This is a genomic window from Burkholderia torrens (assembly GCF_984668525.1).
In genome coordinates this window covers 1,221,711-1,239,797 of the sequence record NZ_OZ480213.1, presented here as the reverse complement: position 1 = coordinate 1,239,797, position 18,087 = coordinate 1,221,711, and the positions used below count along the sequence as shown (strand labels likewise).

Below are 18,087 nucleotides of genomic sequence, written 5' to 3'. Positions count from 1 at the left end.
GATGCAAAAACATGCTTTGACTGCAACGGTGGCGGCACTGGCTGCCGCGCTGTTCGCCGCGGGCTGCACGATGGCGCCGCATTACAAGCGGCCCGATGCACCCGTCGCGCAGGCGTACCCGGCCGGCGGCGTCTATGCGACGCAGCCGGGCGCTGCCGGCGCGCGCAGCGCGAACGGCCAGGCGGCGACCGCCATCGGCTGGCGCGAATTCTTCGTCGATCCGCGCCTGCAGCGGCTGATCGAGATCGCGCTGAAGAACAACCGCGACCTACGCGTGTCGGTGCTGAACATCGAGGCGGCGCGCGCGCAGTACCAGATCACGCGTGCGGGCCTGTTCCCGACGCTCGACGGTACGGGCACGGGCAACATCCAGCGTCTGCCGGCCGGTGTGTCGACGACAAGGGCGCCGCTGATCTCGCGCACCTACAACGTCGGGCTGTCCGCATCGTGGGAGCTCGACCTGTTCGGCCGGGTGCAGAGCCTGAAGGACCAGGCGCTCGCGCAGTACCTGTCGACGTCGTACGCGCGGCAGGCGTCGGAGATCTCGCTGGTGTCGCAGGTGGCCGATCAATACCTGACGCTGCTGTCGACCGACGACCTGTTGAAGGTCACGGAGGACACGCTGAAAACCGCGCAGGCGTCGTACGACCTGACCAAGCTGCAATTCGACAACGGTACGGGCTCCGAGCTCGAACTGCGCCAGGCGCAGACGGTGGTCGAGACGGCGCTCGCGAACCAGCAGGCGCAGGCCCGTGCCCGCGCGCAGGCGCTGAACGCGCTGGTGCTGCTGATCGGCGAGCCGCTGCCGGACGATCTGCCGGCGGGCATGCCGCTCGACGCGCAGAACCTGTTGACGGACGTGCCGGCCGGATTGCCGTCGGACTTGCTGACGCGCCGCCCGGACGTGATGCAGGCCGAGCAGACGCTGCTGGCCGCGAACGCGAACATCGGTGCGGCCCGTGCGGCGTTCTTCCCGCGAATCTCGCTGACGGGTGCGTTCGGCACCGCGAGCCCGACGCTGGGCGGCCTGTTCAAGGCCGGCACGGCGGCATGGTCGTTCGCGCCGAGCATCGCGCTGCCGATCTTCGAAGGCGGGCAGAACATCGCGAACCTCGATCTCGCGCACGTGCAGAAGCGCATCGAGATCGCCAACTACGAGAAGGCGATCCAGTCGGCGTTCCGCGAAGTATCGGACGGCCTGGCCGCACGCGGCACGTACGACCAGCAGATCGCGGCGCTGGAGCGCAACGAGCACGCGCAGCAGCGACGTTTCGACCTGTCGGACCTGCGCTACAAGAACGGCGTCGACAGTTACCTGTCGGTGCTGACCGCGCAGACGGACCTGTACTCGGCACAGCAGACGCTGATCAGCGCACGTCTGGCGCGCTGGACGAATCTGGTCGACCTGTATCGCGCGCTGGGCGGTGGCTGGATCCAGCGTGCCGGCGAAACGCCGCGTGCGCCGGATGCACCGGTCGACTACGACAAGGCGGCCGCTCCGGCGGCGGCGTCGGCGACGAACGGGTAAGCGCAACGAAGGATGGGCGCGACTTGGCGCGCTTGTCCTTACAACCCGGCTGTACGCGGAAACGGAAACGCCACGGACGAAAGCCCGTGGCGTTTTCTGTTGCGGTGCTATCCGGGAGAAAAGCGACGCTACGTCAGCCCTGCTTCGTCCACAGCGTGCGGCCGAGGAACGTGAGCGTGCGATCCCACGCGATCTGCGACCACACCGGATCGAACTGAGTGCCCGCGATGCGGCCGGGGCCGACAGCCGTTTCGTTCGCGAACGCGTGATGCGCGAGATAGCGATGGAATTCGAAACCGACCTTCGCATCGGTCAGCTTCTTTTCCAGCGCGTCGACCTGGTCGATCGCGAAGAATGCATCCTGTGTGCCCCAGTGGCCCAGCAGCGGCACCTTGAGCTTCGCGGGATCGATGTAGTCGAGCGGCGGGAAGCCGTACCACGTGACGCCCGCGTCCGCATCGGCGTACTGCAGCGACAGCAGCGTGAGCGCACCGCCCATGCAGTAGCCCGTGATTGCGACACGCGAGGCCAGCGTCTTCAGATACGTGACGGCGCCGGGAATGTCCTGCGATGCGGCATCGCCGAAATCGAGGCCGGTCATCAGGTGATGCGCTTCTTCTTCCTCGACCGTCGACTTGCCGCGATACAGGTCGGGCACGAGTGCGAAGTAGCCGCAGCGCGCGAGACGATCCGCGACGCCGCGGATCTGGTCGTTCAGCCCCCACCATTCCTGGATGACGACGACGGCAGGTGCGCCTTCGGTCTTTGCCGGCGTGGCGAGATAGCCCTGCAGTTCCTGGCCGTCCGGGCGGCGAAACGTGATCATGGAACCGGATGTTTGTGACATGAAACCGCTCCTTTTCGAAAAATGCGCTGAGTGCGGCATCGGGCCGGCCAGCGGGCACGACGACGATCGGGCATGCCGGGCGCCGCGGTTCCGCTCGCGTTCGAGTCGGCCGGCGCCGACCACGCGGCCATTCTATGCGCAAACACCGGCTGTCTGCGTGAACGGTGCTGCACCGCATGCGATCGGCGCACGGAGTGGGAGACAGAAAAGCAAACACCCCGCCCCGATGAACGGGAGCGGGGTGTTGCGGGAGCGGCGCGTATCGGAATACGCGGGCGCGGGTGCGGCTTACTGGCCGAAATAGATCGAGTCGCGGCCTTCCTGCTTGACCGCAACCGCGCGGCCGGCACGCGCGCCTGCGGCAGCTTGTGCGCCGTAGCCGGCTTCATCGGCGTTCGTCACGCGAGCCTGGGCGGTTTGCAGTGCGCGCGGGTAATACTGATCGGAGACTTCGGGCTTGTAGCCGGCCTGTTCGAGCTGGACGAGTTCCGCACGGACCTGGGCGCGCGTCAGCTGGCCCGACGGGTTCGATTGGGCGAATGCGCCGTACGAGGCGGACAGGGCGGTTGCGGCGACGACAGCGGTGATGAACGACTTCATGGTGACCTCCGGTTTCATTGATTTCTCGCTTCGCTCGTTGCGTTCAGCGGTTGATTGCATCGTAGCGATCGCGTTACCGATCGGAAATACGCGTTCCAGTGAATCATTATTGCAACTGGGTATACGATCCGCGTGAGCGGCGGGTTCGTCTGACGATTGCGGGCAAGGCGGACGGCTTGCCGGCCTATCGGTACGCGCTGGTGAGGACTTCTGATCCGGCCCGACGCGGCGTGATGCCACCGCACCGCCTGCCTCCGTGCGACGCTCAATTACATCGCATTCCGAAATATATGAATGACGCGGTCGGCATCGTCGATGCGTTGCCGGATCACTCGACAGGCACCGCCTGTCGTTTCCGGTACTCGGCCGGCGTGATCCCGACGTGCCGGGTGAACGACCGCCTGAGTGTATCGACATTCGCGAAGCCGCATTTCGCGGCGACCTGCTTCGGCGTGTCGTGGCCGTTCTCGAGCAACTGGCGGGCCGCCGAGATGCGGGTCGCCTCGACCCACATGGCCGGCGTCATGCCGACTTCCGCCCGGAACAGCCGTGCGAAGTGGCGCGGGCTCATGCCCGCATGCTTCGCCAGGTCGGCCACCGAATGCTCGAGCTCCGGATTCGCCGCGATCCAGCGCTGTACCTCCTGCAGTACGGAGCGTCCGGCGGGGCGCGCCTCGCCCTTGCGGCTGAACTGGAGCTGACCGCCCGGACGCTTGAAGAACATCACCAGTTGCGCGGCGACACGCCGTGCGATTTCGCGGCCGAGATCCTCCTCGACCAGCGCGAGCGCGAGATCGAGCCCGGCCGTGACGCCGGCGCCCGTACGCAGCTTGCCGTCGCGCACGTACAGCGCATCGGCATCGACGGTGAGCGACGGATAGGCATCGGCCAGCGCATCGGCGGCGGCCCAGTGCGTGGTCAGGTGGCGCCCTTTCAGCAGGCCGGTGGCGGCGAGGATGAACGCGCCGGTGCAGATCGAGCCGTAGCGTTTGCTTTGCACGGCCGCCGATCGGAGCCACGCGAGGACATCGGTGCGCGGCGTGACGCGGCCCGCGCTCGGCGCGCCGGCAACCAGCAGCGTGTCGATGCGCTCCGGGATGTCGGGAACGATCCAGTCGGGCAGCAGCTGTGCACCGGACGAACTGCGGATCGGACCGGATTCGCTCGCGATGATCCGCAACGTATAGAACGGCTTCCCGCATTCGGCGTTCGCCTGCGCGAACACGTCGAGCGGTGCGGAGACATCGAGCAGTTGAACGCCCGGAACGGCAAAAATTCCCACGACCTTCGGCATGATCGGATGCGTGCTGTGGCGAACGTGACGCGTAGCAGTATAGAGGTACCGATGGCGCATCGGGCGCGGTGTCGGAGGCTGTTTGCGCTGTCTTTTCGGACACGTGGGCATCGTGTCCGTCCGTCGCGCGAAATGGCAGGATTTGACGTGATACGTCTATTGAGGACGACTATCGGGCTCCGGAGAATCAGGGGTATTTTCAAGGAGGTCGATCATGACTGAGAACGTTGCAGGCATCACCCTTCCCGATAGCCAGATGACGCGCGAGATCACGGAGCTTGTTCGCGATACCGCGTCGCCGCTGCTGTTTCATCATTCGAGCCGTGTCTACTATTTCGCGGCGCTGGCAGGCCGGCGTCGCGGGCTCACGTACGATCCCGAGCTGCTCTACTGCGGCTGCATGTTTCACGACATGGGGCTCACGCACAAGCACAGCAGCGCATGCGAGCGCTTCGAAGTGGACGGCGCCAATGCCGCCCGCGATTTCCTGAAAGGCAAGGGCATCTCGCAGCAGGATATCGACGTCGTGTGGACCTCGATCGCGCTGCACACCACGCCCGGCATTCCACAGCACATGCATCCGGTGATCGCGCTCGTCACCGCGGGCGTCGAGATGGATGTACTGGGCCTCACGTATCCGGAATACAGCGACGTCGAGCGTGAGGCCATCGTGCGTGCGCATCCGCGGACGCCGCACTTCAAGGAAGACATCATTCAGGCGTTCTATGACGGGATCAAGCACAAGCCGGATACGACATTTGGCAACGTGAAGGCCGACGTGATCGCGGACAAGGATCCGCATTTCCATGCCGGCAATTTCTGTAGCGTGATCCGGTCGTCCGCGTGGGCCGGCTGATTGCCCCCGGCATCGCACACGGTTCCCGGTACTGAACGGGGTCGTGCGTCCAACGCGAATCGCGATTCACTCAGTATTCAGGAAACCGATCCGGCTTATGGGGTGGGCATCGCAGCAGCGTTGGGGAGGCTGGGCGGTCGACGCGAAATTAACCGGGCGTTGCGGCGCAGGCTGCGTTGCAGGTGGCAGGGTAGCCGCCTATGGGAGTGCGGGCATTGCCCTGCCGGATGCGCGTCCGGTACGAGGAAACGGTGATGTGTGTCCGTCGTGACGGTCGGTGAGTGGCGGCGCCGTGTGGTGCGAATTGAATCAATAAATGAGTTGTTACGTGACAACCATAAGACATTTCGGTTGATTTTATATACTGAATGATAGCCACACCCCTTCGCGGCGAATCTTCGATTCGCGGACGCCATAACCGGCTACCAGACAGGAGGGAGCATTCGACCCCTCGGCTAACCCCTGGCCAATGGGCCGGAACGGCTCTTTCCACTCCGCGTCCGCAAGTGTCCGGCAAAACGCCTATAATGATTGGGCAAATTGCCGGAGAGAGGTCATGAGCACTATTGCTTTTCATCCTTCGGGTGTCGCGCATCCGCGTCAGGCCGAATTCACGATTCTCGAGCAGCTACTGGCGATCCGTGTCCGTTCGGGCGCCGATCTCGCCGAGCTGGCGAGCGCGCGCGTCGACGTGTCGGTGATCGACCGGCTGTCGGAGCGCGGGCTGAAATCGGACGAGCTGGCCTTCATCATTCCGCGCCGCACGCTGAGCCATCGTCGCCAGGCGCACGAACGCCTGTCGCCGGAGGAATCCGATAAGGCGATCCGCCTCGCGCGCATCGTCGCGCAGGCGACGGCCACGTTCGGCGACCAGGACAAGGCGATGGCGTGGCTGCGCAACGGGCTGCAGCGCTTCGGCGGCCGCACGTCGCTCGACATGGCGAGCACCGAGCACGGCGCGCGGCTCGTCGAAGAAGTCCTCACGCAGATCGACGAGGGGTACTTCGCTTGACGACGCTGTGGCGGATCAGCAATTACGCCGATCTGAAAGGCATCGGCGGGTTGCGGGCCGGCGGCCGCTGGCATTTTGCCGGGCAGCCCGTCGTGTATCTCGCCGAACATCCCGCGCTTGCGCTGCTCGAGACGCTCGTTCATTTCGAAATCGCCACCGTTGCGCAATTGCCGAGCGGCTACCAGTTGCTGCGGATCGACGTGCCCGAGTCGGTGGATGTCGCCGAAATCGCGGAAGGCGACGCACCGGACGACTGGCAAACGAACGTCGACTGGACCCGCAGCGCCGGCACCGAATGGCTGCACACGCAGCCGAGCGCGCTACTGCGCGTGCCGAGCGTCGTCGTGCCGCACGCGCACAACTTTCTGCTGAATCCGCTGCATCCGGCCGCGTCCGACATCCGCATCGCGGAAGTCATGCAATCACCGTACGACACGCGGATCCTGCGCCTGGTGCAGTCGAAGCCAGGCGCATAGCGAACAAGAAGGGAACGGGCGCGCTGTTCAGCGCTCGTGCGCAGCACGATCCGCGGCCGATGCCGGCGGCAGCGTCTGCCGGATGCGCGTGACCGTTCGCGTGCTGACGAGACCGAGCATCGCACTGACCTCGGCATGCGCATGGCCGGCGAGCAACTGCCGGCGCGCATACGTGTTGCGCAACACGCGCGGGCTCATGTCCGCCGCATGGAAGCCGATCGCGGTCAGCGCGTCACGCACCACCAGCAGCAGGAACATGTCGTTCATCGTGCCACCGCCGCGTGGTGCGGGGAACAGCAACGTCGATGCCGCCGCATCCGCCGAACGTGCGCGCCATGCGGCGAGCGGTGCCCGCGCGAACCCGGCAAGTTCGATCCGGCGTGCCGGTCGCGCACGGTCGCGCGGCACGGACAACGCCGGCGGTTGCGCGTCGAGATCGGGCGCGTCGCAGCGCATCGCACGAATCTCGGCCGACGTGATGCCGCTCGCAAGCAGCAGCGCGACGATCGCGCGATTCCTGCAGTCGGTGGGCGAGTCGTCCGCTCGAGGCTGGACATGGCGCTGCAGCGCAGCGTCGGCGTCGGGCGGCAGGTAGCACGGCTCCGGTTCGCCGTCCGGCCAGGCGAGATCGCGCGTCGTTCGGCCGGCCGGGTGGATCGTCCGCACACCGGTGTCGACCAGATGCCGGCCCAGCCGGTCGATCAGCTTCGCATAGCGCACGCGCGTCGACGTGCCGGGTGCGCAGGTACGGTCGAGTTCTGCCAGGAAGGCCGCGACGTGGTCGGGCCCGAACGTGGCCAGCGACACACGGTGTGCGATCAGGTGGCGGAGGAATCGCTCGAACATCGCGACGTGCTGCACGACCGAGCGCGGCGCGAACGGCCGGCGGCCGGCACCGGTCGCGACGGTTTCCTGCCACGTGCGAAACGCGCCGACGGGGTCGTGAATCCACCGATTCGTGTCCATCCACGATTTATAGCCGGACACGGTGACGCGGGCAATCGTCCCGATGCCGCTGGCGTTTCAGTGCGCGATACGCGTCTCGTCGATACCGTCGTTGTTCATCGTGCACGGCCAGGCCGGCCGCTTTGCGCGCACGGGCACGGGCACGGCGGCGCGGAGATCGGGACCGGAAGACCTGAAGCCGGGGCGGCGCCGAGGAGACGCACGTGCCGGCTGGATCGAGTGCCCGCGCTGCCCGCTCGCGCGCCGTTACGCGTCGCTTGACGATGCCGGCGTCACGCCCGCCCGCGTCTGTCCGCTCAGCCGCGCGAGCGCGTTGAATGCCAGTTGCGTGGCGATGGCCGCGAGCGTGCCGGCCGCCATGCCGTTGCCGAGCACGATCTGCACGGGCGCACCGAAATGGCGATACAGGTTCGGCACCAGGATCGGCGCGAGGCCGACCACCAGCGCGGCCGCGAGCGTGTACTGGTTGGCGCGCGCCTGCAGGTCGACGCTGGCGAGCAATCGGATGCCCATCACGCCGATCATCGCAAACACGACCAGCGCGGTGCCGCCGACCACGGCCGCTGGAATCGCATACGCGAGCCGCGCGAGCGGCGCGAACAGCGCGATGACGATCAGGATCGCGCCGGCGGCGGCCGTCACGTAGCGCGAACGTACGCCGGTCGTCTGCACGACGCCGATGTTCTCGGCACTGGTCACGATCAGCGGCGTGCCGAACAGCGCGCCGGCCAGCGACGCCAGCGCATCGCCGCGTATCGTCTTCGGCACGTCGCGCGTCAGCGAGACCGCCTTGCCGCACGTTTCGCCGACCGCAACCGTCTGCGCGGTGGCCTCGGCCATCGAGATCGCGGTGAAGATCAGCAACGGCAGCGCGGCCAGCACGTCGAAGCGCGGCATCCCGAACGGCAGCCACGCCGGATGCGCGAACCACGGACCGTGCCACACGTCGGCGAGCGCCGGCGTCGCGTCGAGTGCCCAGCCGAGCGTCGCGCCGGCCATCAACCCGATCAGCACCGCGAGGCGGCCGAGCGTGCCGCGGAACGCGCCTGCGACGACGACGGTGGCGACAACTGTCGCGAGCGCGAGGCCCAGCGCGCGCGGCTGCGCAAAGTCGGCCGAGCCGGGTTGGCCGACGACGATCGTCGCGTAGATCCGGATCAGGTTGATCGACACGAGCAACAGCATCGCGCCGACGACGATGCGTGGAAAGAGGTGCAGGCAGCGCGTGAACACGGGCAGCAGTACCCAGTAGAACGCGCTGGCGAGCAACGCCGCGCCGGCGGCGGTCGGCAGGCCAGACTGCGCGGCGATGCCTGCGAACAGCATCGTCGGTGCGCCGCCGGGCACCATCACGAACGGCAGGCGCGCGCCGATCGGGCCGGCGCCGAGCGATTGCACCAGCGTGCCGATGCCGCACGCGAAGAACGTCGCGCCGATCAGCTGGACCGTCAGGTCGGCCGGCAGCGCGAGGACTTTCGCGATGAGGAAGACGGCCGTGATCGGCGACGCGGCCATCGACAGCACGTGCTGCAGCCCGAACAGCGCGAGCTGCCACGCGGGCAGCCGGGCATCGACGGGCGGGGAGATCGGATCGTGCGACACGGCAGGCCCCTCGGAAGCGAACGGCGACGATGACTGGAATGCAGTGGCGAACGGTGCGTCAGGTCCGCAGCCAGGGCAGTTGCGCGGCGCTGTAGCGGAACGTCTGGAACACGCTGTTCAGCTGGCCGGGGCCGGTCTTGCGTGCGGCTTCGTCCGGGTATTCGGCGAACCACGGAATGACGTACTCCCACACGACTTCGCCGGCCGGCGTCACTTCGAACAGCCGGCCCGTCGACGATTCGGTGACGTGCGTGTTGCCGTTCGGCAAGCGCTGCGCGTTGCCCATGAACGGTGTATAGAACAGGTTCACGACGTCGTCCGAATACGACCAGACGACGCGCTGCGTCGCGGGATCGATCTCGACGACGCGCGAGAACGCGACGTGCGCGCCATGGCGGAAATTACCGTTGTCGAACGCGAGGATGTTGCCGTTCGCGAGCGGCACCGGCGCATGCTGGTGCGACACGACGTCCGGCCCGATCCGCAGGTCGACGCGACCGGTTTCGCGGTTCACGCCGATGATCCCCGACGTCGTGCGCAGGCTCATCAGCACGCGGCCGTTCGCGTCGACCGCGAGACCGTTGACGAGCGGCCAGTGATAGCGGCCGAAGCCTGCCGCGATCGGATAATCCTCGGGCCGCAGGTGTTCGCGCGCGTGCCATTCCCACACGATCTGTCCGGCGCGGTTCACTTCGCGGATCACGTCCGCAACCATCACCTCGTCGTCGCCATGCGCCGTACCGCCCGGCACGCGCTGCGCGAACGCGGCATCGACCGGTTCGCACGCGGCGTAGAGCAGGTTGCCGTTCGGCAGCCACTGCGCATCGTGGTGATGCGCGGGATCCTCGTAGCGCCACACCGTCTCGCCTTGCGGCGTGACCTCGTAGAAGTCGCCGCCGTGCCACATCGACCACGGCGCGTAGCGCGATTCGGAGTGCGGATGATTGCCGTTGTAGCCGAGATTGCCGTTTGCGAGGATGACCGCGTGGCGGCCGGGGCGCACGGGCATCTTCCATTGATGGACGACCTCGCCGTCGATGCCGACGAGATAGACGTTGCCGTCGGCCGTCTGCGGCGCGATGAGCGTGTAGCCGCCTGCGGACAGCGCGGGATCGTGGGCGATGAGGCCGACGCCGCGGCGCCGCTGGGTAATCTGGTCGACGGTCGTCACTGCGGTCTCCATTCGAATCGGATACGGGGATGCAGCGGAATCTAGACGATTCGTCCGGTCAGTAAAATCGGATTATTCTTGACGGCTTGTTCGGAAAAATCTAACGGACCCTTCATGCGTTCGATATCGCAGACATTCCGCTGTTTCGACGAAGTCGCACGGCGCGGCTCGATTCGCAAGGCGGCCGACGCGCTGCACCTGACCGCCGCGGCGGTGCACCAGCAGATCCGCAATCTCGAGGAGCAGGTCGGCGTGCCGCTGTTCGACCGGTTGCCGCGCGGCATGCAGCTGACGCTTGCCGGCGAGATCGTGATCGCCGCCGTGCGGCGCGGCCAGCGCGACTTCGACAACGCGCTGACGCAGGTCGAGGACTTACGCGCGCTGCGGCGCGGGCACGTGAACCTGGCCGTGCCCGCATCGACGGCCGAGAAGCTCGTGCCCGATGCGATCCTCGCCGCGATGCAGCGCTACCCGGGCGTCACGTACAGCGTGCGCTCGGGGAACGGCGAGAGCATCGTGCGCTGGGTCGAGACGGGCGAGGTCGACATCGGTTATGCGCTGCGCCGGCGCACGGCAGCGGGCGTCGTCGAAGTGCGTACATTCGCGCAGCCGCTGGGGGTCGTCACGGCACCGGGTCATCCGCTGGCGTCGTCCGGCGGCAAGGTGCGGATGCGCGATTGCTTCGCCCATCCGCTGATCCTGATGACGCCCGACACGGAACTGCGCGCGATGTTCGACCAGATCGATGCGCGACAGCCGCGCATCGCGCGGCCGCTGGTCGAGACGGCCTCGGTGTCGATGGTGCGGCGTCTCGCGGCCGAGGGCGCGGGCGTCGGCTTCCTGATCGCCGAGAACGTCGCGGACGACGTCGCCGCCGGCCGGCTCGCGTGGACGCCGCTCGCCGATGCGGGCGCGCGTTCGTTCAGCTGTATCTACCAGCGCGCGGACATGAGCGCGACTGTCGCGACGACGATGTTTCTGGCGTTCTTTTCCGAGGCGATCGAGGCGATGGAGCACGGCTTCGCGCCTGGCGGCAAGGCGTCCGGCAAGCGGCGCCGGACGGCAAGATAGCGAGGCCGGTCGCACGGTTCGATTGCGATGCGGTGCAACAAGCGAACCCGCAGACCGACTGGGCGACGTCGCGCACGCAACGTCCGGCTGTATGACGTCACTTCCCTGTTGCGGAAGAAATTTTGTTCATGGGACTATCGAACGCGTTGCCCGTGCACCGAGGGGGGCGCAGGCAGCGTGATGCCCATCGCAACGAGCCAGAAGAACATCGACAGACAATGAACAGAACAGCGATTTTTCCGTATGCATCCATGTTGCTCGCGGCTGCGCTGCTGACCGCATGCGGCGGCGACGTCGAGCACGACGCGGGCCCCGCCACGACACCTTCCACCGACGCGAGCTGCCTCGCGGTCGACAACAGCGGCGCGACGGTCGTGGTCGGTTCGAACCAGCCGGGCGATCCGTCGCTGCCGGAAGCGTCGTCGGGCTATCGCACCGGAATGAAGCCCGTCTATGCCAAGACCTACCTGGTGGCCACGTCGAATGCGTACGCGAGTGCAGCCGGCTGCGCGGTGCTGAAGAAAGGCGGCACGGCCGCCGATGCGGCCGTTGCCGTGCAGGCCGTGCTCGGTCTGACGGTGCCCGAGGCGACGGGCCTCGGATCGGGCGGCGTGCTGCTCTACTACGATGCGCGCGGCAAGACGCTGCAGGCTTACGATGGCCGCGAAACCGCACCGGCCGCCGCGACGGAGAACTACCTGCGCTACGTCGACGACACGACCGACCATTCGGCGCCGCTACCGAACGCGCGCGCGAGCGGCCGCTCTATCGGCACGATCGGCGTGCCGCGGCTCATCGAGGCGCTGCAGCAGGATCACGGCCGCCTGCCGTGGCAGAACCTGTTCGGCGATGCGATCACGCTCGCGACCAACGGCTTCCCGATCGGCGGCCGGCTCGCCGACGCGATCGCGGCGAACGCCACGAACCTGAAGCGCGACCCCGAGGCCGCCGCGTACTTCCTGAACGCCGACGGTTCGCCGAAGACGCTCGGCACCGTGCTGAAGAATCCCGCGTACGCGCATACGCTGACGCTGATGGCGCAATCGGGCGCGAATGCGCTGTACACCGGGCAGATCGCGCAGGACATCGTCGCGAAGATCGCGGTGACGAAGGGCGCAGACGGCTCGACGCTCACGCCGGGCAAGACGACCGTCGCGGATCTCGCCGCGTATCGGGCGAAGCGTCGCGAACCCGTGTGCACGACCTATCGCAGCTACTGGGTGTGCGGGATGCCGCCGCCGTCGTCCGGCGGCATCGCGGTCGCGTCGGCGCTCGGCATTCTCGAAAACTTCGACCTGAAGCCGCTGAAGCCGACCGCGATCGATCTCGAAGGCGGCAAGCCGACCGTCGCGGGCGTGCACCTCGTCACCGAAGCCGAGCGGCTCGCCTATGCCGACCGCGACAAGTACGTGGCCGATACGGATTTCGTGCCGCTGCCGGGCGGCACGTGGGACACGCTGCTGAACAAGCCGTACCTGAAATCGCGCGCGGCGCTGATCGACACGACCAGGAGCATGGGCACCGCGCAGCCCGGCAACCTCGGCGCGGTGCCGCTCGGTGTCGACACGACGCTGATCGAGCATGGCACGAACCAGTTCACGATCGTCGACGGCGACGGCAACGTGCTGAGCGCGACGACGACGGTCGAGTCGAGCATGGGCTCGTTCCACATGACCAACGGCTTCCTGCTGAACAACCAGCTGACCGACTTCTCCGCGAACCCGGTCGACACGTCCGGCAATCCGGTGGCCAACCGGCTGCAGCCGGGCAAGCGGCCGCGCAGCTCGATGGCGCCGACGATCGTGTTCGGGCAGGCTCCCGACGGCTCGCGCGGCGACTTCGTGATGGCGACCGGTTCGCCGGGCGGCGGGACGATTCCGCAATACGTGGTCAAGACGCTCGTCGGCGCGCTCGACTGGGGGCTCGATGCGCAGCAGTCCGCGGGGCTCGTCGATTTCGGCGCGAGCAACAGCCCGACGACCACGATCGGCGGCGAGCATCCGAACGTCAATACGGCGAACAACGGGGCGAACGATCCGCTGATCACGGGGCTGCTCGCGCTCGGGCACAAGGTGTCGACGTCCGCGCAGGCGAGCGGCGTCAATACGGTGATGCGCGTGACGGTCGGCCAGTCGCCGGCGTTGCAGGGCGGCACCGATCCGCGCCGCGAAGGCGTCGTGCTCGGCGATACGTTCCGGCCGTAATCGGGAGGAACACGCACGGCCCCGATCTGCCGACAGGCAGTCGGGGCCGTGTTTCATGGCGAGGTCGCATGGACGGCCACGCAACGCGTATCCTTCGGGATGCTGATGAAAGCGCTCGACTTCTCAGCCGGCGGATTCGCCTGCCGGATCTTCCGATACGCGACGATCAGGCGAATCGCCATCGCGGCGCACCCGCACCCGTTCGCCGGCAAATACGTTGGCCGTCCCGCCGCAAGCCCCCGATTGTCAAACAGTGTGAGTCAATCGTCAGCATTTGCAACCGAAGTAACAGTCCCCGCAATTCAATCGTTTTGCGCATCGGCGCGGCTACATTAGCTCCACCTGCCGCACTTCGCGGCAAGGCATGCGACAAGCCGCACGAAGGCGGCCCGCAGCAACAACGTCTTTGGAGAATGACCATGAACAAGATTCGTACGATTCTGCTGGGTGCCGCTCTGACGGCGATGGCCACTTCGGCTGCATTTGCACAGACGGCCCAGACCGGCGCACAGGGTTCTGCCGGCGTCGGCGCACAGGTCCAGACGCCGCTGCTCGGCGGCGGCGTGGGCGTGCAGGCTGGTGCCGGCGCGGATGCGGCGGGCTCGGGTTCGGGCGCAGGCAACGTCGTCGGCGGCGCGCTGAGCGGTGTCGGCAAGACGGTTGGCGGCGTCGGCTCGGCAGCCGGCAATGCGGTCGGCGGCGCGACGCAGGCAGTCGGTTCGGCAGCGGGCACGGCGAAGGATGCGGCGGCATCGGCCGTCCACTCGACGAAGTCGCACGTGAAGCACGTCGCGGGTTCGGCGAAGAGCCACGCGCAAGGCGCGATGTCGACGGCAGGCGATGTTGCAGGCGGCGCGAAGGCGAAGGCCGGCGAGGCGCTCGAAGGCACGACGAACGCAGTGCAGGGCGGCGCATCGGTCGGCGTGAAGGGTTCGGCGTCGGCACAAGGCGGCGCGCTGTAAGCAGCACGCATTTCGTCAAGGCCCGGCCCGCATTGATGCGGGCCGGGCTTTTTTTGTTGGCGCGCGCGGCCCCTGCCCATTGCCCGCCCGCCATGCTTAAATAGCGGGGCTCCCGGTTGCGGGGCCGCCGGAATGGCGGGCCGCCGAACCAAGGCAACATGTCCGATCGACATCGTGACGACAGACGACACCAAAACACCGCTCCGGCCGGCCCGGCGCGGTCCGATAACATTCCGAGGCATCACGTCATGACCATCCTGTTCCGTCTTCTCGCGCTCGCCTGCGCGCTCTGGCTGGCCGCCTGCGCGGCGCCGCCCCCGCCCCCGCCGTCCGCCAGTACCGCCGCGTCCGCCGCCGCACCGGACGCCAGCGAACGCCGCGGGCTCGGTACCGCGTGGGGCGAGTCGGTGCGATCCGAAACCCGCCAGGTCGAGTTCGAACGCGCGGATCCGGCGAAGCCGACCGATCTCGCGTCGGTCTACTACAACGATGCGCTGCCTGGACATCCTCCGGCCTCTCAGGTGCGCCGGCTGCCGACCCGCGTCGCGCTCGCCAATGGCGACATCGCGCTGTCGTTCACGGACGAAAAGGGCGCACCGCTGCGTCTCGCGCGCAGCAACGGTCGCTGGCACATGGCGGGTGTCGAGGGTTCGCGCTACATCATCGTGCTGCGCAACCAGGGGCGCCGCACGTTCGAGGTCGTGTCGACGGTCGACGGGCTCGACGTGCTGTCGGGCCGGCCGGGCAGCTATACGAACGGCGGCTACGTGCTGTATCCGGGCCGCACGCTGACGATCGAGGGCTTTCGCAAGAGCCGCGACGAAGTCGCCGCGTTCCGCTTTGCAGCCGTGCCCGACAGCTACGTCGCGAACTCGAAGTACGGCGATGCTGCGAATGTCGGCGTGATCGGCGTTGCGCTGTTCGCGCAGAAGGAGAACGACGAGGAGGCACTGCGCCGCAACGCGAATCCGTTCCCCGGCAACGACAACGGCTTCGCACCGCCGCCCGTCCCGCGCGGCGAGTGACCGCATGCAGCCGATCGGCCGCGGACGTCGTTCCGCATGATGTACGCGGCGCGATCCTGAACCGGGATCGCCCGCGCGGCACGCCGGCCCGACCGACGAACTCCACGATATGTTCGCGCTGTCCATGCAGATACGAAACGGCTCGACGATCCCGGCTGCGTTGAAATGCGCGACGCTGTTGCTGCTGGTGTCGCATGCGGTCATTGCCTCCGCCAAAACGCCGGCGCCCGAATCGGTGCGGCTGGCCAACGGCCACGCGATCGAATGGGCGCACGCGAGGCTGATCGAGGTCGACGCGGCAGGCAAGAAGACATCGCCGTTGAGCGTGCCGGCCGCACTTCGGCGTGCACTGGCCGATGCATCGAGCGTGGCGTTCCCGTCGGATCGCGCGAAGCTGATCGACGGCAACGACCGGGCGATTACATGGCGCGACGCGCCGGCCGGCATCGACATTCGGTGGGAATATGTCGCGCACGGCGGTGCCACGCATCGCGTCTATCGTTTCGTGAACGGCACGTTTGCCGAGGTCGATGTTCCGCAGTAATGCGGTCGTGCTGCGGCACAATGGCCGTTCGCATCCGCATCGCGTGCTTCCGGATCATCCGGGCCGACGGAGAATGCCATGTCGTTACCCGCTTTCAGGTACCATCCCGACCCGCTCGCGACGGGCAGCGTGATTGCCTCGGACGTGCGCTGTGCATGCTGCGGCGACGCGCGCGGTTACGTTTACGCCGGGCCCGTGTATGCGGTCGACGAATACGAGCGGTGCATCTGCCCATGGTGCATCGCCGACGGCTCGGCGCACACGCAGCTCGATGCAAGTTTTACCGACACGTACGGCGTCGGCGGCGGCGAATGGGACGCGGTGTCCGAAGCGGTCGTCGACGAGATCGCGAATCGCACGCCGGGTTTTCGGGGCTGGCAGCAGGAGCGATGGTGGACGCATTGCGGCGACGGCGCGCAGTTCATCGGCCGTGCGGGTGCCGCTGAGCTGAAGGCGTTCGGCCCGCAGGCCGTCGATGCGATCCGCGCGTCGACCGGGCTCGACGACGGCGCCGAGTGGGAACACTTTTTCGCGGCGCTCGACAAGGACGGTTCACCGGCCGCGTATGTGTTTCGCTGCATCCATTGCGGCAAACTTGGCGGCTACCAGGATTGCGATTGACGACCGGGCCCGCCCGGGCAGTACACCCTTTCGTCACGACACAGAGGAATCTTCGTGAAGTTCATCCACGCGGCAGACATTCACCTTGACAGCCCGTTGCACGGCCTGAGCGCCTATCCCGACGCGCCGGCCGCGCAGTTGCGCAACGCGTCGCGCGAGGCGCTGCGGCAGCTCGTGGATCGTGCGATCGAGGAGGAAGTCGCATTTCTCGTGATCGCCGGCGACCTGTACGACGGCGACTGGAAGGATCACAACACCGGCATCTTCTTCGGCCAGCAGATGGGGCGGCTGCGCAAGGCCGGCATCCGCGCGTTCGTGCTCGGCGGCAACCACGATGCCGAAAGCGAGATGACGAAGAAGCTGACGCTGCCGGACAACGTCACCGTGTTCGGCCACCGCAAGCCGGAAACCGTCAGGCTCCCCGAATTCGACGTCGCACTGCACGGGCAGAGCTTCAAGGACAAGGCCGTCGTCGACAATCTCGCGATCGGCTATCCGGATCCGGTGCCCGGCTGCTACAACATCGGCGTGCTGCACACGGCGCTCGAAGGCTATGCCGCGCACGCGAACTACGCTCCGTGCACGCTGGCCGAACTGCACGCGAAGGGCTACGACTACTGGGCGCTCGGCCACGTGCATGAGTTCCAGCAATGGACGGGGCCGTCCACGGTCGTGTTTCCCGGCAACCTGCAGGGGCGCCATATTCGCGAGACGGGCCGACGCGGCGCGGTGCTCGTGACGGTCGAGCAGGGCCGCACGCAGGTCGAACGCCTGTATCTCGACGTGCTGCGCTGGGAAGCCGTGTCGGTCGATGCGTCCGATTGCCTGTCGGTGGCCGATCTGTCGAGAAAGATCGGCCAGTCGCTGGAGGCGCTGCTGACCGTCGACGGCCACGTGCCGCGCGCGGTGCGCGTGACGGTCACGGGGCGCACACCCGCGCACGGTCTCTTTTTCGGACGCGGGCCGCAGTTGCGCGCGGAGGTGCTGAACCAGATCGGCATCATCGGCAACGAGCGGCTGTGGCTCGAGAAGGTCCGGCTTGAGACGTCCACCGCCGATCATCAGCCGGGCGAAAGTGAGCAGCTCGAAGCGCTGGAGGACCTGAAGCAGATCCTCGCCGATGCCGCGCACGATCCGAATTTCCTCGCGCTGCTCGAGCGCGATCTGAAGCCGTTCGTCGGCAAGGTGCGCAGCGACGTCAAGGAGGAAGTGCCGTTGCTGGCGATGGCGCGCGCCGGCGAGCTCACGGCGCTGGTCGAGCAGGTCGGACCCGCGTTGCTCGCGCGGCTGGCGAAGGGGGAGTAAGCG

Annotated in this window: 17 protein-coding genes; 11 read left to right on the top strand and 6 right to left on the bottom strand. The window is 67.2% G+C overall.

Going from position 1 to position 18,087, the window contains the following annotated elements; genetic code table 11:
• The first annotated feature begins 1 nt into the window (after position 1).
• Positions 2-1,528 carry an efflux transporter outer membrane subunit gene (locus tag AC5LXX_RS35840; protein ID WP_493413877.1) on the top strand — a complete coding sequence of 509 codons (1,527 nt, stop codon included), beginning with the start codon at positions 2-4 and terminating at the stop codon, positions 1,526-1,528.
• Between the two features lie 133 nt (positions 1,529-1,661).
• Here AC5LXX_RS35840 and AC5LXX_RS35835 read toward each other — a convergent pair whose 3' ends face one another.
• From AC5LXX_RS35835 to AC5LXX_RS35825, 3 genes are all read right to left on the bottom strand, one after another.
• Positions 1,662-2,375, bottom strand: coding sequence for a dienelactone hydrolase family protein (locus AC5LXX_RS35835; RefSeq protein WP_493413876.1), 714 nt, complete (start codon positions 2,373-2,375; stop codon positions 1,662-1,664).
• A gap of 288 nt (positions 2,376-2,663) precedes the next feature.
• A complete protein-coding gene (locus AC5LXX_RS35830) occupies positions 2,664-2,975 on the bottom strand; it encodes a DUF4148 domain-containing protein (RefSeq protein WP_493413875.1) in 312 nt (103 codons plus the stop codon).
• Between the two features lie 328 nt (positions 2,976-3,303).
• Positions 3,304-4,269 carry a GlxA family transcriptional regulator gene (locus AC5LXX_RS35825; protein ID WP_493413874.1) on the bottom strand — a complete coding sequence of 322 codons (966 nt, stop codon included), beginning with the start codon at positions 4,267-4,269 and terminating at the stop codon, positions 3,304-3,306.
• A 214-nt stretch (positions 4,270-4,483) separates the two neighbouring features.
• Between AC5LXX_RS35825 and AC5LXX_RS35820 the strand changes: the two genes are divergently transcribed.
• The 3 genes from AC5LXX_RS35820 to AC5LXX_RS35810 all read left to right on the top strand — a co-directional run bounded on the left by AC5LXX_RS35820 (position 4,484) and on the right by AC5LXX_RS35810 (position 6,613).
• Positions 4,484-5,125 carry an HD domain-containing protein gene (locus AC5LXX_RS35820; RefSeq protein WP_493413873.1) on the top strand — a complete coding sequence of 214 codons (642 nt, stop codon included), beginning with the start codon at positions 4,484-4,486 and terminating at the stop codon, positions 5,123-5,125.
• 556 nt (positions 5,126-5,681) lie between these two features.
• The gene (locus AC5LXX_RS35815; RefSeq protein ID WP_031403156.1) at positions 5,682-6,137 is read left to right on the top strand and encodes an Xre family toxin-antitoxin system antitoxin; all 456 of its coding nucleotides are present in this window, start codon (positions 5,682-5,684) and stop codon (positions 6,135-6,137) included.
• Positions 6,134-6,613 (top strand): RES family NAD+ phosphorylase, encoded by a 480-nt coding sequence (locus AC5LXX_RS35810; protein WP_493413872.1) that lies wholly within the window; start codon positions 6,134-6,136, stop codon positions 6,611-6,613. Before AC5LXX_RS35815 ends, AC5LXX_RS35810 begins: the two co-directional genes overlap by 4 nt.
• 27 nt (positions 6,614-6,640) lie before the next feature.
• Here AC5LXX_RS35810 and AC5LXX_RS35805 read toward each other — a convergent pair whose 3' ends face one another.
• The 3 genes from AC5LXX_RS35805 to AC5LXX_RS35795 form a co-directional block, all read right to left on the bottom strand.
• Complete coding sequence (locus tag AC5LXX_RS35805; RefSeq protein ID WP_493413871.1) at positions 6,641-7,579, bottom strand: site-specific integrase; 939 nt, start codon at positions 7,577-7,579, stop codon at positions 6,641-6,643.
• Positions 7,580-7,825: 246 nt separating this feature from the next.
• Positions 7,826-9,181: a uracil-xanthine permease family protein gene (locus AC5LXX_RS35800; protein WP_493413870.1), complete on the bottom strand. Its 1,356-nt coding sequence runs from the start codon at positions 9,179-9,181 to the stop codon at positions 7,826-7,828.
• Between the two features lie 58 nt (positions 9,182-9,239).
• Positions 9,240-10,364 carry an aryl-sulfate sulfotransferase gene (locus AC5LXX_RS35795; RefSeq protein WP_493413869.1) on the bottom strand — a complete coding sequence of 375 codons (1,125 nt, stop codon included), beginning with the start codon at positions 10,362-10,364 and terminating at the stop codon, positions 9,240-9,242.
• 102 nt (positions 10,365-10,466) lie between these two features.
• Between AC5LXX_RS35795 and AC5LXX_RS35790 the strand changes: the two genes are divergently transcribed.
• The 7 genes from AC5LXX_RS35790 (at position 10,467) to AC5LXX_RS35760 (ending at position 18,084) form a co-directional block, all read left to right on the top strand.
• The gene (locus AC5LXX_RS35790; RefSeq protein ID WP_493413868.1) at positions 10,467-11,423 is read left to right on the top strand and encodes a LysR family transcriptional regulator; all 957 of its coding nucleotides are present in this window, start codon (positions 10,467-10,469) and stop codon (positions 11,421-11,423) included.
• A 218-nt stretch (positions 11,424-11,641) separates the two neighbouring features.
• Positions 11,642-13,627, top strand: coding sequence for a gamma-glutamyltransferase family protein (locus AC5LXX_RS35785; protein ID WP_493413867.1), 1,986 nt, complete (start codon positions 11,642-11,644; stop codon positions 13,625-13,627).
• Between the two features lie 419 nt (positions 13,628-14,046).
• On the top strand, positions 14,047-14,589 hold the full coding sequence (locus AC5LXX_RS35780; protein WP_493413866.1) for a hypothetical protein: 543 nt from the start codon (positions 14,047-14,049) through the stop codon (positions 14,587-14,589).
• A 248-nt stretch (positions 14,590-14,837) separates the two neighbouring features.
• Positions 14,838-15,614, top strand: a complete 777-nt coding sequence (locus AC5LXX_RS35775) for a hypothetical protein (protein WP_493413865.1) — start codon at positions 14,838-14,840, stop codon at positions 15,612-15,614.
• Positions 15,615-15,738: 124 nt separating this feature from the next.
• Positions 15,739-16,158 (top strand): hypothetical protein, encoded by a 420-nt coding sequence (locus AC5LXX_RS35770; RefSeq protein WP_493413864.1) that lies wholly within the window; start codon positions 15,739-15,741, stop codon positions 16,156-16,158.
• Positions 16,159-16,236: 78 nt separating this feature from the next.
• A complete protein-coding gene (locus tag AC5LXX_RS35765; protein ID WP_493413863.1) occupies positions 16,237-16,779 on the top strand; it encodes a CbrC family protein in 543 nt (180 codons plus the stop codon).
• 54 nt (positions 16,780-16,833) lie between these two features.
• Positions 16,834-18,084: a metallophosphoesterase family protein gene (locus tag AC5LXX_RS35760; protein WP_493413862.1), complete on the top strand. Its 1,251-nt coding sequence runs from the start codon at positions 16,834-16,836 to the stop codon at positions 18,082-18,084.
• Positions 18,085-18,087: the final 3 nt, after the last annotated feature.

Coding starts and splice junctions, on each gene's coding strand:
- AC5LXX_RS35840 (WP_493413877.1), top strand. CDS start 2: ATGCAAAAACATGCTTTGACTGCAACGGTGGCGGCACTGGCTGCCGCG.
- AC5LXX_RS35835 (WP_493413876.1), bottom strand. CDS start 2,375: ATGTCACAAACATCCGGTTCCATGATCACGTTTCGCCGCCCGGACGGC.
- AC5LXX_RS35830 (WP_493413875.1), bottom strand. CDS start 2,975: ATGAAGTCGTTCATCACCGCTGTCGTCGCCGCAACCGCCCTGTCCGCC.
- AC5LXX_RS35825 (WP_493413874.1), bottom strand. CDS start 4,269: ATGCCGAAGGTCGTGGGAATTTTTGCCGTTCCGGGCGTTCAACTGCTC.
- AC5LXX_RS35820 (WP_493413873.1), top strand. CDS start 4,484: ATGACTGAGAACGTTGCAGGCATCACCCTTCCCGATAGCCAGATGACG.
- AC5LXX_RS35815 (WP_031403156.1), top strand. CDS start 5,682: ATGAGCACTATTGCTTTTCATCCTTCGGGTGTCGCGCATCCGCGTCAG.
- AC5LXX_RS35805 (WP_493413871.1), bottom strand. CDS start 7,579: ATGGACACGAATCGGTGGATTCACGACCCCGTCGGCGCGTTTCGCACG.
- AC5LXX_RS35795 (WP_493413869.1), bottom strand. CDS start 10,364: ATGGAGACCGCAGTGACGACCGTCGACCAGATTACCCAGCGGCGCCGC.
- AC5LXX_RS35790 (WP_493413868.1), top strand. CDS start 10,467: ATGCGTTCGATATCGCAGACATTCCGCTGTTTCGACGAAGTCGCACGG.
- AC5LXX_RS35785 (WP_493413867.1), top strand. CDS start 11,642: ATGAACAGAACAGCGATTTTTCCGTATGCATCCATGTTGCTCGCGGCT.
- AC5LXX_RS35780 (WP_493413866.1), top strand. CDS start 14,047: ATGAACAAGATTCGTACGATTCTGCTGGGTGCCGCTCTGACGGCGATG.
- AC5LXX_RS35775 (WP_493413865.1), top strand. CDS start 14,838: ATGACCATCCTGTTCCGTCTTCTCGCGCTCGCCTGCGCGCTCTGGCTG.
- AC5LXX_RS35770 (WP_493413864.1), top strand. CDS start 15,739: ATGCAGATACGAAACGGCTCGACGATCCCGGCTGCGTTGAAATGCGCG.
- AC5LXX_RS35765 (WP_493413863.1), top strand. CDS start 16,237: ATGTCGTTACCCGCTTTCAGGTACCATCCCGACCCGCTCGCGACGGGC.